The organism is Thalassotalea nanhaiensis, assembly GCF_031583575.1.
GTDB lineage: Bacteria > Pseudomonadota > Gammaproteobacteria > Enterobacterales > Alteromonadaceae > Thalassotalea_A > Thalassotalea_A nanhaiensis.
Window position 1 is genome coordinate 1,333,399 of sequence record NZ_CP134146.1, and the last position, 15,442, is coordinate 1,348,840.

At 38.9% G+C, this 15,442-nt stretch carries 6 protein-coding genes; 2 read left to right on the top strand and 4 right to left on the bottom strand.

The window, feature by feature from the left end; all coding sequences use genetic code 11:
• The first annotated feature begins 184 nt into the window (after positions 1-184).
• Entirely contained in the window at positions 185-3,073 is a 2,889-nt protein-coding gene (locus RI845_RS05965; protein WP_348388833.1) for an ATP-binding protein, read from the top strand.
• Positions 3,074-3,101: 28 nt separating this feature from the next.
• On the opposite strand, the gene RI845_RS05970 is transcribed toward RI845_RS05965, so the two are convergent.
• From RI845_RS05970 to RI845_RS05980, 3 genes are all read right to left on the bottom strand, one after another.
• The gene (locus RI845_RS05970; RefSeq protein WP_348388834.1) at positions 3,102-6,269 is read right to left on the bottom strand and encodes a ligand-binding sensor domain-containing protein; all 3,168 of its coding nucleotides are present in this window, start codon (positions 6,267-6,269) and stop codon (positions 3,102-3,104) included.
• A 132-nt stretch (positions 6,270-6,401) separates the two neighbouring features.
• Entirely contained in the window at positions 6,402-8,081 is a 1,680-nt protein-coding gene (locus RI845_RS05975; protein ID WP_348388835.1) for a S8 family peptidase, read from the bottom strand.
• Positions 8,082-8,364: 283 nt separating this feature from the next.
• Complete coding sequence (locus RI845_RS05980) at positions 8,365-10,188, bottom strand: S8 family serine peptidase (RefSeq protein ID WP_348388836.1); 1,824 nt, start codon at positions 10,186-10,188, stop codon at positions 8,365-8,367.
• A 358-nt stretch (positions 10,189-10,546) separates the two neighbouring features.
• Here RI845_RS05980 and RI845_RS05985 point away from each other — a divergent pair, with 358 nt between their 5' ends.
• Entirely contained in the window at positions 10,547-12,907 is a 2,361-nt protein-coding gene (locus RI845_RS05985; protein ID WP_348388837.1) for a S8 family serine peptidase, read from the top strand.
• A gap of 122 nt (positions 12,908-13,029) precedes the next feature.
• Here RI845_RS05985 and RI845_RS05990 read toward each other — a convergent pair whose 3' ends face one another.
• Positions 13,030-15,348, bottom strand: coding sequence for a peptidase U32 family protein (locus RI845_RS05990; protein ID WP_348388838.1), 2,319 nt, complete (start codon positions 15,346-15,348; stop codon positions 13,030-13,032).
• Between the last annotated feature and the right edge of the window lie 94 nt (positions 15,349-15,442).

The window sequence follows — 15,442 nt, forward strand, 5'->3', positions numbered from 1 at the left end:
ATAATAAACGCCTATTGAAGGGCAAAAATATAAATAATACTTAAGCTGGACTTTGATATTGCACACTTCCGTTAAATTTTTAATCATAAACCTGACGATAATTTTAAGCTTTCTACCTTATTCGTATTTAGCTGCGCAAATTTCGGTATCTGCACACACTATAACTTGGGTTTCATTATTCATAATGCAGTTAATTAGTATTAGTGCTGTGGTTGCCAGTTATTTAAAAACCAGTTCACGCTCTTTTAAGCTTTTTTGGAAGTTTATTGCTTTGGCTTTGGTTGGGGCAATGTTTGCACAGGTTTTAATAACCAAAGAAAATCTTGTAACCACACACCTATTAAGTAATTTCTTTTCACTTTTCAGCTATTTTTTTATTATTTTAGCAATAGAAACAAACCCACACTTAAGTGATACCCCACTGAATAAATACATTAGCGGTAGAGTGCCTGCGGTATTTTTCATCGTGGTGTGTTTTAGTTACTTTGTGCTGTTACCAACAGAGTTCATCGGAGATGTTGAACAAAGTTATTTAGCGTCGATGTTTTTTCACATAGTAATCACGTTATTGATATTTACTCGGCTGGTTGTTTGCGCCATTAAAAGTAGGCATAAGTTCTGGTTATCTACATACAGCTTGCTATCAATGAGTGCTTTGGCTATTTTACTGGCAAAAATTAACCTTTACACTACCAGTAGCAATATGATGGTGCCCGCCTTAGGTTACTTTGAAACTGTGCTTAATTTTATTCCTTATTTGGGGGTGATTTTAGCGGCCAATGTTACTCTAAATAACACCACACCAGCTATAACAATTAAAAAGCACACTAACCCCGAGCTGTACATTTTATTGTTAGTTTTGTGTTTAGCACTCATGCACGTTTTGGGTCAGGAATTGCAACTCCCGTATAGCACAACGTCGTATTTACAATCCGTAGTAATCGCTTTTTGGTTAATAACCGCGTCAGTGTTAATTATGGTTATCACGCTGCAAAAACGTCGCTATATGAATAAGCTTAAGCAACAAATTCATCAGCTAGACATAGATAAAGCCAGTTACTTAAAAATAAATAAACAATTAAATAACTCACTTACCAACAGCGAAGATAAAGCGATAGTAAGTGTTTCAAATAACGCTATTTTAACCACAACAATGACAGGAGAAATACTTTCCGCGAACCCCGCGGCAGTACAAATGCTGCAATGTTTAGAAGATGAATTAGAAGGGGAATTGGTTAGCCATTTATTTTGTGAAGATGATCAAATGCATTATTTCTTTGATTTCCAAAGTAACGTCTATGCGCTGCAACGTAAGGATGATGGTATATCTGTTGAATGTAGAGTGATCAGAGCGGATGGCACAAAGTTTCCTGTGCAAGCAGAATTGCAGTGGGCCGAGCGAGAAGAGCAACCTTTGATTGTTCTTACATTTATTAATCTGACTGCGCGGAAATTGGCTGAAGCGAAAGCGCTGGAATTAAAAGATAAATTTATCGCCAATATATCCCATGAATTTCGAACACCGTTAACCATTATCAATGGTGTTCTGGATCGCTATCTGAAACAAAACGAATCAGGGGAAGAATTCAAAGAATTAACCACAGCGAAACGTAATGGTTTGCGCTTGGTACGCATGGTAGAACAATTACTTGAACTGTCACGGCTAGCAGATAATCCGAAATTATCGATTTCGACGTATCGACTGAGCACCATTATGGCAATGCCAAACGATTCTTTTTCTCGTTTAGCAAAACAAAATCAGCTGTCTTTTAGTTTCGATATCCCTGATAACCTTTGGCTTGAGTGCGATGCGCAAGCATTTGAAAAAATATTGTTTAACTTGCTGGCCAATGCCATTAAATATACGCCCCCGGGGGGCAGTGTTAAGGTTAGCGCTTACTGTGAAGATGACACCATTATTTTGGATGTTATTGATAACGGCATTGGCATCACCACAGCTTCGCAAAGTAAAATATTTGAACGTTTTCAACGGGCAGATGACTTAAAAAATCAATCGATATTTGGTGTAGGTATTGGCTTGTCGTTAGTCAATGAATTGGTAAAAGCTCATCAGTGGCGAATAAATTTAGTCAGTGAATATAATCACGGTAGTAAGTTTTCGTTATCTATTCCATTGGCATCGGCAAAAGATGTTGAATTGGAAACCCCGTTGAGTGTTTCTGAAAATGAGGTCAGCTCGTTATTAATCGAACAAGATAATCCGCTAAACCAGAACTCTTCTCATTCACAACAAGTGGTATTAGTAATTGAAGATAATGTTGATATGCAAAGCCATATCAAGCAAGTCATTGAACAACAGCACCATTGTATGTTGGCGATAAGCGGTGAGTTGGGGTTGTCGTTAGCACAGGAGTACATCCCAGATCTTATAGTTTGCGATATTATGCTTACCGGTATTGATGGCTTTGAAGTACTAAAACAGCTTAAAGACAATGAATTAACGGCTCATATACCAGTGATATTACTTACCGCGCGTTCTGATTTGGACTGTCGATTGCAAGGCTTAAATCTACGAGCTGATGAATATTTGAGTAAGCCGTTTAATCAGCAAGAGCTACTAACGCGCATTGACAACTTAATTGAAAACCGAAAGCAACTGCAACAAACATATATGCACAAGTTCGAACAAAAGCAAATTGCTAAGCGTAAGGAAAACAGTGTTCATAATGTGTCTTTGTTGACTGAAGAGGACAAGGAAAACCTCTCTGTCGATGATGTGTTTTTACAAAAACTAGAAGCAACAGTCGCAAAAATGTACATGGAAATTGATTTGGGGATAGATCAACTTGCCAATGAATTGGCGATGAGTGAACGACAATTGCAACGCAAAATTAAAGTGCTGTTAGGTACTACTCCGAACAATTTCATCAAAGAGTTTAGGTTGGCTAAAGCACAAGAACTGTTAAAAAATGGCACTCAAATAGGTATTGTTGCCCTCGATGTTGGCTTTTCATCACAAACGTATTTTGGCCGATGCTTTAAAGAGTCATTTAACTGCACGCCAAAGCAATACCAACAGTCAAATAGCTCTAATGGCAATAAATGTGGATAAACATAGCAGGTTTGTTAAACGAAGAGGGTTAACCTTGTTTACAAACAACATGTTGTTTAACAACGGCAAAGTTACTGTCTTTAACTACTTCTAAATAATCAAAAGGTTGAACTTTCGGCTTGCACAACCCTAGCCAGTTTATTGAATCATTGGTATTTACAATATTCAGTCCCATTTCTGTCATAACGCTAACTTGATCCCATGATAAATCTAGAGGTTGTTCGCGGTTAAATGGATAAAAAGAATAAGCCTGAGAAATCACTTGTTTCCCATCAAAAATACTGTCGTACCTATTGGCAAGTCGTGCGGCCAATTCTCCTGCATTGTTGTCTTTTTCATAACCAATTATCGCAAAAGTATCATCAGACCACCTGATCACTAAATCATCAGGGTTACGGCTATACAACAATAAATCGGTTAAGTTAATGAGTTGACTGCTCTTCACCGATTCAATGTTTGCAATTCTAATCATCAATAGATATAACCGAGGTAAAATGCTGCGCTGCACTGGTAATATATTTTGATGAATTTGATTCATCAATTGACTCGTTTGTTCAATATAAATATCAAGGTAGCGGCGACTTTTCACACCGGTTAGCTTGTCAACAGTTGCGGCTTTCTCTAACTGATTGTTTGCTTGTTCGAGTTCACTATTTTTTTGAGCATAATCTTGAGTTTTTTCAATAACTTGTTTTTTAAGCGAGATTTTCTGTTGTTGCTCAATAACTAATTTTCTATTCAAAATACGGGTATAACTTAATACCGATAGGGCAATAAATACCACATAAAGTAAATAAGCCCACCAGGTATTCCATGGCGCTGAATTTACCGAAATTTCAATTGCGTAACCTGGATCACTCCATACATTGTCACTATTTCCTGCGACAATCTGCAAGGTGTAATTTCCTGATGGTAAGTTGGTATACGTTGCCCGCTTTAACTTTCCTGCATCTATCCATTCATCATCAAAGCCAAGTAGACGGTATTTGTAGCGGGTGGATTCAGGGTCGCTATAGTTTAAGCCCACATATTCAAATGAAATTAGTTGATCACTATAGTCAAATGTTAACGACTTGACGTTAGACAGCCCTTGTTTAAACTCCATCGCTTCATTTAATTTAAATATATTGGTAAGCCTAACTTCTGGTGCAGGCTGTTCCGTTAGGATATTTTTTGGATCGACACTGGTAAAGCCCTTAGCACTACCAAAATATAAAGTGTCATCAGAGCCGCTAAATACTGCGCCATGATTGTATTCTAAATCGACCAGGCCATGACGAGTATCAAAGTGCTTAAAGCTGTTATGTTTGAGGGAATAGCGGGATATACCCTTATTAGAGCTAAACCATAGATTCCCGGCTGAATCTTGTGAAAAGCCATATACGGTTTGATCTTTCATACCATTTTTAATATCAAAATATTGAAACGAGTAGTTTTCTGCGAGGATATTATCATTGCTTAACAAGTTTAAACCTGCCGCCTGAGTACCTACCCATAAATTATTAGCTTGGTCAAAAAGCATTACCCAGGCAATATCACTACTTAAACTGTTCTTGATATTTTCGTCATGAGTAATGTGAGTGAATGTTTTACTATCCGGATTGAACCTATTGATGCCTCCGTCGTAGGTTGCTAGCCAAATATCGCCTTGTTTATCTTCAGCGATTTGTAAAATATGATTTGTGCTTGGACTGTTTTGGCTAAGCGGTTTTTTCGACTCGAAGCGTTCAAAAGTACCATTGCGATTTAATTTGTTTAAGCCCTTATGATAGGTTGATACCCAAAGCCGTGCTTTGCTGTCTTTAAATATATCAGTGATGCTGTTGGCCGATATAGAACGATGGTTGCTGCTATCAAAACGATAGTTTTTTGATTTGCCATTAACTAAATTAATTTCAAATAACCCTGACGATCTGGAGCCTAGCCAAAGCGTGTCGTTATCTACCAGCAAACTGGTAAAACGTAGCTTTTGATTGGAGATATTAAATTTGAATGGGGCGATAGTATTGTCTTCTATGGTAAGCACATACAGCCCGTTGGCATAGGTACTAAAAATAATATGATCTTTGTCAAGTTGAGCAAAATCCATGATTAAGCTACGTGCTACTTTAGGGTGGTTTTGATCATTATATTGTCTGAAAGTAGTCATGTTAGGATCCCACCTGCTTACTCCAGAGAACGTGCCGATCCAGATCATATTTTTGTTGTCTTCAAATATGGTTAATACAAAGTCATTGGTTAAACTTTGTGGATTCGTTACCGAGTGGTTAATACGACTGAAGTTGTTTAATTCTTCATTAAAAATCGCAATCCCTTTATCGCTTGCCACCCAAATTCGGTCAGAAGAGTCTTGGTATATAGACTCTATCGAGTTGCTCATTAATGAGTTTGTATCAAATTCATCAAACTGATATTGCACCACGTTATTGTCTTTAGAAGAAAATTTGAATAAGCCACTTTCACTGGTGCCAACCCAAATGTTGGACATATTATCTTGATAGAGTACTTTAATTAATTTTTCGGCAGAGCCCTGTTTTTGTTTTTTACGGATGTTAACGGATTGAATGAAGTTGCCTTGTTGATCAAATACCGAAATGCCACCACCACCAGTGCCCACCCATACTTGTCCGTTAGCTGTTTGTAGAATAGTTTCAACACTGTTGTATGACAAGCTGTTAGGGTTTCCTAACTCTTGTACTATGTGCTTTATTTGCCAATTATTTCCGTCACGAAACAGGATGTTCACGCCATTTTCAGTGCCAATCCAGAGGTTGCCAAGCTTATCCTCAATCAACGCATTGACGTTATCATTAGTTAAACTCAACGGTGACGTTTTCGAGGTTATACGTTGGAAATCTTGTGAGTTTTCACGAAATAAGTTTAGCCCACCACCTCGGGTTGCCACCCAAATTTGCTTTGAGCTGTCGATGAGAATTCGACTAATAACGTCAGAGCTTAATGAGGTTGGATCATTGGCATCATGGTGAAAGCTTAAAAATTGATGACCGTCGTACCGATGAACACCTTCTTGCGAGCCAAACCAGATAAAGCTCTCTTTATCTTGAGCAATGGTTCGTACTGCTTGATAAGAAAGAGGATGGTCTGCAGTGAAATTTTTAAATGTGTTGATGTTTTGAGAAAACGTCGGTTTACTTAATAAGGAGAGAAACAGTATAAGGGTTAATACGACTTTCATTATATTGTTTTCCTCCATGGGCCTTAAAAATAAAATAGGCTACTAAAATATTTAGTAGCCAACGTTTACTTATACTTGGTGTATAAACGAGCTAATACACGCTACATTAAGAAAAACTTAACGAGCGTTATATTACTGTTGTTCAACCCAATTATTCACTTTAATTTCTTCATTGTTATTAAAGTCGACATTGGTTTTCCAAATTAACCTATCAACTTCTAAGTTGGTTTTCCAAATTAACCTGTCAACTTCAAGGTTAGTTTTCCAAATTAGTCTGTCGACATTAAATCCGGTTTTCCAAATTAATCGATCAATTTCAACATCGTTTGTTGTTTCACTGTCGGTTACTGAGCCTGTTATGTCCCAAATGTATTCATCACCTAATCCTTCAATATAAAAATTGCCGTCATCGTTGATATTTGCCGGGCCGGAAAAATGCTGTTCGCCAGCTAAATCTTGAGTGATGTTTAAGTCGGTATTGGCGCAGTCAACGGCTGAACTGTTTAGGGCATCAGACACATTTACAACACCAGCGCCTTGCTGAAAGACACTATAAGCTAGTGAACCGCTTTCTGTTCTTGCTGTATGTGCACTGGCAATTAATCGACACTTTACTTGGTCAGGCGTTAATGTTGGGTTATCGGTTAGCATTAAGGCAACAACCCCTGATATAACACCCGCAGCTTGTGATGTTCCAGACATTTCAAAATATCTGCCACCATCATGATATTCAGGATGTTCAACCACAATTTGAGAGTCATAAGACATTAAACCTGATAAGTGTCCACCAGGCGCTAATATCTCTGGCTTAACAAACCCTTCATAAGTTGGACCTGCAGCACTGAATGTTGCTAATTTATCATCATAGGCATCAGTAGTAGTGAAATTATCTGTCATTGCGCCTACCGTAATTATGTAAGGCACATTGCCCGGAACACCTATTGTCATTGGATCTGGACCAGTATTACCAGCGGATGCAACAACAACAATACCAGCTTGCCATGCTTTCATAACCGCTAGATTTAGTGGATCATCCCAATAGTTTGAGCGCACTGGGCCACTGAATGACATATTAAGCACTTTCAGGTTTATTTGATCTTTAACTTGTAACGCCCAATCGATGCCACGGATCACATCGGCGTAAGTGGCTTGGCCATTAGCGTCAAACGCTTTTATGCCAACAATGGCAGCATTAGGAGCAACACCGTATATTTTGCCATAAACGTCATAATCACTATTCGCTGCAATACTGGCAACGTGCGTACCATGGCCGCTTGCTTCATCATCGTAATTACTTACCGAATTGTTAATGGCATCATAGGTTCCCCATGCTTTATCGCGGCCATACAAATCGTTGCCTAAACCACTTAATTGATCTAAACCGGTATCTAAAAAGCCAATGGTAACACCGCCACCAAAGTTATTTGCATGATGAGCCGAAGTGGCATCAATATAGTCTGGGACCATGGCTTTAGGTTGCCATTTTCGTTTACCCCATGCACGGCCACCGGCAAGTTTAACGCTATAGTTTTCGCTAAACTTAATCCTAACTTTCTTGCGTAGACTATTTAACTCAAACTCCGTTAAATTAACGGCAAAAGCATTGATTATTGGTAATTCGTGGCTTGGTTTAGCATTGAGTTCTTCTAACGCTGTTTGAAGCAATTGATAATTATTACTACTGATAATATACGATTGCGTGCTATCTGTAGGCTTAACCACAAAAACAGAATTGACAAGCCAAGCAGATAACCCAATAACACTTAGCATTGTGAATGGTTTTATTATTCTATTTATTGATTTGAAAGACATTTTCTTCCCCTGTATTCAACATACTTAAATTTCATTTAAAACATAAGGGGTTACACAATTAGGTTTATATCGTTTTATTTAATAAAAGATAAACCTACACCATTTGATATGTTAAAAAATTGTTATGAATAATAATTTTTTATGCAACATATCGATAAAACACCCTTTATGTCAACATTAACTTTGCTAATGTTTATTCTTAATTTGAAAATCTTTGTAGGGTTAAAACAACAATATCCAGCCGATAAAATCGGCCGGATATTTATAACATACTGATTATTGGTTAAAAGCTTACAGTTGAATCAGCAGAACAGTTGCTTGTTCCTTGATCACATACTGAATAAGTATATGTACCGTATGTTCTAAAGCTATCTGTATAAGCGCCATCATTTGATGTTGTAGCCATTAGGCTACCGTTTTTATAGATATCTACGCTTGAAGTAGAAGCTCCAGACCAAGAAAGATCAACCTTGTTTTTACCTTTTGAACGGTAACCATTTGTTGATAAAGATATGTCACCTACTGGAGGCTCAACCGGGCCACAACCATTAGCTGTTAGATAATCACTAGCAGCTTTAGCCTTAACAATACCTGCACCGAAATACACATCGTTACCAGCTGCGCCGCCATCTTCGGCAGTAGCTTTTAACGCTTCGCGAATGTCTGTACCAGTACAGCCATTATGATTTGACCAAACCAATGCCGCGATACCTGATACCGCCGGTGTTGCCATAGAAGTACCACTCATAAAGCCATAGTCAGACGTACCAATAGAAATATCTGCTGACGAAGCTGCAACTAATGCTGCGCGGTCTTCAAATGCTGCTCCCACTGCTGGAATTGAAGTAGCGTTTGTTTCACCTAGAGTACCGTATAACATACCGGCTTCATTGTTGATGATAATAGCGCCAACACCACCTGAATTTTCACAATTTTGAACTTTGTCATGGAAACTAATGTTGCCTCGGTCGATCACACAGATATTACCATTAGCACCGCCATCGGTAGCTTCTGCAGTGCCCATGTAAAAAGTGTTGCCACTTGCAGACCCTGAGTTTTCCATTGCCGAAGAAGCAAAAAATGCGCCATCGGCAGTCATCGCAGCGCTAGTTGCCATATCTGCTGGGTAAGTAGATAAGGTATCTACACCACCTGCTGTTACTTCAACACAAACTGTTTCATCAGTTACCGTAGTCGCATTTTTACCGCGGCCGGTTGTTATTTCACAGCTAGGAAATTGCGAGAAATCAGCAATGTCATTGTTTGCGTCATTTGCACCTATCATCATTACTGATGGGTAACCTGCTGGGTATGAACGTACGCTGTTGCCATCGTTACCGGCTGCTGCTAGAACTAAACCGCCGTCTTCGGTGAATGCTTTAAATGCATTTTCTTCAGTGCTGTTTGCACCACCGCCACCTAAACTCATGCTGATAATGTTTGCACCAGCAGTAGAACATTTGTCGGCTGCATGTGCTAAATCTGATGAGTAACCCCAACCATCAGCATTAAATACTTTGATAATATGTAAATCAACACCCGGTGCCATACCAACAACACCTACGTTGTTGTCAGCCGCTGCAATAGTACCTGCTACGTGAGTACCGTGAGGACCACCGTTTTCGTCCCAGTTACCTGTACCAGAGTCATTATCACCAGTAATGTTATTCCAAATAAAGTCAGAGTTTGAACGATCTAATCCAGAATCAATAACACAAACTTTCATGCCCGCGTTTGCATTAAAGGTAACCTGGTCAGCTTGTGATTGGTAAACCGCATAAGGAGTAACTTGAACTTTTGATGTATCACCCGCATCGTCATTGTATACAGATAAAGGCATGCGGCGTTGATCTTCTTCAATGGCTTGAATATGAGGGTTATTCATTAAGCCTTTTACTTGTTCTAAATTTTTTCCTGAAAATGAAGCAGCAATAAAGCCATTACCATCAACGTTCAGTTGTGCGCCTAACTTTTTAGCAAGGGCTTTAACCACGCCTTTATTATTGTTGTCTACTTTAAGAATGTAACGATCGTCAGCGGCTTGTGCGCTAAATACTGACGTTACCGCTAAGGCAACAATTGAGGTGGTAAATTTTGATATTTTCATGCGTATAAATTCTCTCTGTTATTTTTTATTTAGTCATTTATTCCGTTGTTTGCTATTGGCCATAAACAACTTCCTTGCTTTTTGGCATGACTAAATACTAGCAGCTGCCCAATTAGCACCTAGCAAATTCACGACGTTTTTTCGAACTGTAACGACACGCATTGGTTATATTTTTTAAAAACAAAGAGTTATATGTTTTTAGTGTTAGTTGCTTGTCGTGTTTTTAATAGTGATTGTCTGCTTTTTGCTAGTTACTTATTCGGTAAAACCTCATGCTGAAGTTGTTGAAAATAACAACAGATAATTAGGTTCATTACTCTAATGAACCCAACGAGTTACTATTAAAAAGAGACCTATAATGAAAAACAATAAATTAATGTTAACTACGGTTGCCTTGTCAATAATGGCCACAACAGGCATTGCACAAGCGGCTAAATTGGAAAAAGTTAACCAGGTTGAAGGATCACAAGAAAATCTCACGTTTGCTCAATGGCAAACCAAACAACAACAAGAAAAGTTAGATAAAACTGATCGCTTAATTATCAAGTTTAAAGATAAACATCAGGGTAAAACGATACCACCAGGCTTAGCGAAAAAAGCAGGCCTTGCATTAAAACATGAGAAGATTTTAAAAAATGGTCATCATGTAGTTTCGTTTGGTCAACAAAAAAACATCAAAGATGTTAAAGAGTTGGTTAATAAAATGAGCAAGCATAAATCGGTAGAATTTATTGAGCCTGATCACAAACGTTTTTTGATGGCGCAAAACCAGCCTTGGGGAATTGCTAACACTCAGTCTGATCAGCTTAACGATAACGATGCTGCGAATATGACCGTATGTATTATTGATTCAGGGTACCAGCAAGATAACCCCGATTTGAGCGCAAATAATGCGACAGGTACCAATAACTCAGGTACGGGTAACTGGTATGAAAACGGTGGTTCGCATGGTACTCACGTAGCAGGAACTATTGCGGCAGTAAACAACAGCGAAGGTGTTGTGGGAGTAATGCCTAATACCAATGTAAACTTGCATATTGTTAAAGTATTTAATGAGTCCGGATGGGGCTATACCGGTGAGCTTGTAGATGCGGTTGATACGTGTGTTAACAATGGCGCTAAAGTGATTAATATGAGCTTAGGTGGGGCAGGGTCAAGCAACACGGAAAAAAATGCGTTACAAGCAGCAGCTGATGCAGGCGTGTTGTTAGTAGCAGCGTCTGGTAATGATGGTAATTCAACCATGTCTTACCCAGCGTCATACGATGCTGTTATGGCAGTTGGGGCCGTTGATCAAAATGGTCAACACGCAGAGTTTTCGCAGTTTACCAGCCAAGTTGAAATAGCTGCACCAGGTGAAGCTGTTTTATCAACCGTTGCGGGTGATGGTCGACTGGGCTACATCACAATAAATGGCAGCACTTATGGTAATGATGAAGTTGTTCCACAAAGCCGTTATGTGCAAAGTGGCTCTAATTATGTAATCACGAACGTAAACGGTAGTGCGAGCGGCGTGTTAGCAAGCTGTACGATTAATGGTAGTAGCTACAGTTGTAGTAACGTTGCTGGCAATATATGTTTGGCCGAACGAAATGATAATCAAGTAGGTAGTAACTACCCAGAAATAAACCCTGCCAAGGCCTGTGCAGATGCCGGTGCTGCTGGTGTTATTGTTTTCAGTAATAGCGCACGCCCAGGTTTACAAAATCCATTTTTAGTTGATGGTACCAGTGCGGTAAGTGTTCCAACTGTATCTATCAATAGAACGTTGGGCCAGCAACTTCTGAGTCAATTAGGAAGTAATGTTGATTTAACTGTTAATGATGGGCAAAACTATGCTTATTATAACGGTACCTCTATGGCTACTCCGCACGTCGCTGGTGTTGCAGCATTGGCTTGGAGTCATAACCCAAATTGTGCAGCAAGTGATGTTCGTAGCGCATTAAAGTCTACTGCAATAGATTTAGAAACTGTCGGTCGTGATGACAAAACTGGTTATGGTTTAGTGCAAGCCAAAGCGGCTTCAGATTTATTGGCAACAGACTGTGGAAGCACTACGCCTCCTCCAACAGGATCAAATGTGTTGGAAAATGGTGTTGCGAAAACAAACCTTTCTGCAAGCACATCAGCTGAGTTGAGTTTTACCATTGATGTACCAGCTGGCGCGACAGATCTAAGCTTTGATATGTCTGGCGGCACTGGCGATGCGGACTTATACGTAAAATTTGGCTCTGCTCCTACAAGTAGCAGTTATGATTGTCGACCGTATAAAAGTGGTAACAGCGAGAGTTGTCCAATTACAACGGCACAAGCTGGTACATATTATGTTAAAGTTGTTGCTTACTCTAGTTTCTCAGGAGTTAACTTAACGGCTAGCTTTACCGAAGACTCTGGTGGCAATGGCGGTGGTGCAACTGGTGGCTCAGCTTCTGTTACTGATATTAGCGTATCACGCAGAGCATGGAAGTATTACACCATAGATGTACCTGCAGGTATGGCAACACTAGATTTTACCATGAGCGGTGGCACTGGTGATGCAGACATGTACATTAAGCGTGGTTCACAACCAAGCTCCTCAAGTTATGACTGTCGCCCTTATGAAAGTGGTAACAATGAAACCTGTTCGTTTAACAATCCAATCGCAGACACTTGGCATATCGGTATTTATGGCTACAGAGCCGCAAGCGGTGTGGATTTAAATGTAACTTACAACCCGTAAAAGTTTGCTTTCCAACCAATAAAGCAAGGGGACCAGTTCACGCTGACTCCCCATTTTTTCTAAGCTTTTAAGCCACTTTTTAGTGGCTTTTTTGGTTGAAAAATAGTCTTGAGTTATTTTGACTAAAGCCCTTTGTGATACTGGGTATTGGTCGATTCTGACACCATATCATTGAGCGTAGTTTGGGCGTTTAATTGAGTCGATTGGTCGTCACTTTGGGCACTTAATAATTGTTCAAATTGCTTGATCAGTGCTGTTTTATCTGGTGATTGTTTGTCACCAGCACCGATGTTGGTTAGGTCAATCATAAAGCCATCATACAGCTGTGCTAAATCGTTAATAATTTCCATATTTAAAAACTGATCTTTATTATAAATGCTTGGATAACCTGCTTTTTGCTTATCAATGGCAAAAGAAACGCCTTTTAGGTTGGTGATGCTGGTAGATTTATCACAAGAAAGCATACAACCGTTATCAATCCGCGGTTTTTCACAACCCACACTTTGTTGAAAGAAACATTGTCGACTGGTCATTAATAAAATAGGGTGATAAACGCTGTAGAACAATTTAAAGTTTTCAGGACGAGCAATGGTTTTCATTTGCAGGTGGTTGATTTCATTTGAAATAAAAGCACCTTCACAATTAAATTCTTCTTTCATTGCTAATAAGGCATAAGAATTTGTGGTATTTAAAAAAGGTCCTGCGATCCACTTAATACCAAGTTCAAAGGCGCGATTTGCGATACCAGTATTGTTAGTAACAATTAATTCTGGTTTCACCTGCTCTAAAATATTTAGCGCTACGTCATAATCTTTGCCAATTAATACGGAAGGAAACCAGGGGATAAGACGAGGGTTTTCTTTAAAGAAATCAACGTATTTAGTGCAGCCGCGTTTATAGGCATCAGGTAATTTAAAGTAAATGTCAGCGTCTGTTACTGTGGCAAGGTCCAAGTCTGAGTCATCACAAATTAATATTGACAGCTTTGCGTTTGTTTCTGCGTTCGGAACATCTTGCCTAATAGGTTTAGGATGGCGCACTAGCTTAGGCAATTTGACTTCAGGGTGAACCGCTGTGTTGCTATTAAGTAAAGCAGCTAGCTTATTCTTTATAGCACTTAGGTCTTTAAAAGGAATACTTACACCTTCTGGAATGCCATCAAGATCCAAGTCAGTTAAGTTATTCTGTGAGTTATTAAAGGTTTTAAATCGCTTTTCTATGGCATTTTTATCAATACAGTTTTTATCAGTTGCAACTAACACATTATTTGATTGAATAACGATGGTTTGTTGTTCAGTAGTTGTTTGGCCTTTAACGTAGTCTGTTACTACAACCGTTAGGGTTAATGGACTGCCTATTTTACCGCTAAACGTTAAGGATAACGGACGCTTTTCTATACTTAAGTGTTTAATTTTATCAAACACGCTTGCGTTGATTTGCTCTTTTTCATTGTTAAGATTTTCTTCAACGTCATGAATTTGTACCACAGAAATTGCATTACTTTTATCTATTGCATGATACTTTGAGTTATCGCGAGGGTTTTCGATAAACATGGATTGATTCAAATCGCCACGTAAGAAAGCATTGGTTAAATCGCGGTTAAATACTTTATAAAGTCGTTCACCATCTTCTAATAATTCACCGGTTTGAATGAAGCCATCAATTTGTTTACGAAAGCTATCAATCACGGTGTGCACATAACTTGCGCCTTTAATACGGCCTTCAACTTTAAATGAGTGTACGCCGGCGTCGATCAGTGCAGGCAAATCGAAAAACGCTGAATTGTCTTTAATGTTTAATGGAAAATTATTACCTGAAGGGGTTGTTTCATATTCTTCACGACAGGCTTGACTACAACGGCCACGGTTACCTGAATTACCAACACTTGCAGATGTTGAATAACATAAGCCTGAAAAAGCGACACACAATGAACCATGAACAAACACTTCACTTAGTACATTTTGCTCACGACCAACAGTTGTAATCGCGGTAATTTCCCTTAAATTCAACTCCCTTGATAAGTTAACCCTTGAAACGCCTAATTTTTTAAGGAAAGGAATTTGGCCAATGTTATGAGTTGTCATTTGCGTTGACGCGTGAACATCTAGAGTAGGAAAATGCTTTTTAAGAATATAAAGTAGGCCGATATCTTGAACAATAACGCCATCAAGCGTGGTATTTACCAACTTGCTTAATAATTTAGTAAGCGATTTAAATTCGCGCTCTAAAATAACTATATTTAGGGTTAGGAATATTTGGCATTCAAACTGATGCGCCAATCGTATAATTCCTACAAGTTCATCAAAAGAAATATTAGCGGCACGATTTCGCGCATTAAATGTGTCTAAGCCACAGTAAACTGCATCGGCACCTGCAATTATCGCGGCTTTTATCGCATCTATATCACCGCCAGGGGCTAATAATTCAATTTTAGGACTCATTTTTACAACTTTAGCCAATAATTTGGCAGTTAAATATCAAAGGATGGATTTTACTCATATATCTAACTGATGAATACAGTTAAAGTAGGTTATT

Excerpts from the sequence above, each read along its gene's own strand:
- RI845_RS05965 (WP_348388833.1), top strand. The coding sequence starts at position 185 with ATGCAGTTAATTAGTATTAGTGCTGTGGTTGCCAGTTATTTAAAAACC.
- RI845_RS05970 (WP_348388834.1), bottom strand. The coding sequence starts at position 6,269 with ATGAAAGTCGTATTAACCCTTATACTGTTTCTCTCCTTATTAAGTAAA.
- RI845_RS05975 (WP_348388835.1), bottom strand. The coding sequence starts at position 8,081 with ATGTCTTTCAAATCAATAAATAGAATAATAAAACCATTCACAATGCTA.
- RI845_RS05980 (WP_348388836.1), bottom strand. The coding sequence starts at position 10,188 with ATGAAAATATCAAAATTTACCACCTCAATTGTTGCCTTAGCGGTAACG.
- RI845_RS05985 (WP_348388837.1), top strand. The coding sequence starts at position 10,547 with ATGAAAAACAATAAATTAATGTTAACTACGGTTGCCTTGTCAATAATG.
- RI845_RS05990 (WP_348388838.1), bottom strand. The coding sequence starts at position 15,348 with ATGAGTCCTAAAATTGAATTATTAGCCCCTGGCGGTGATATAGATGCG.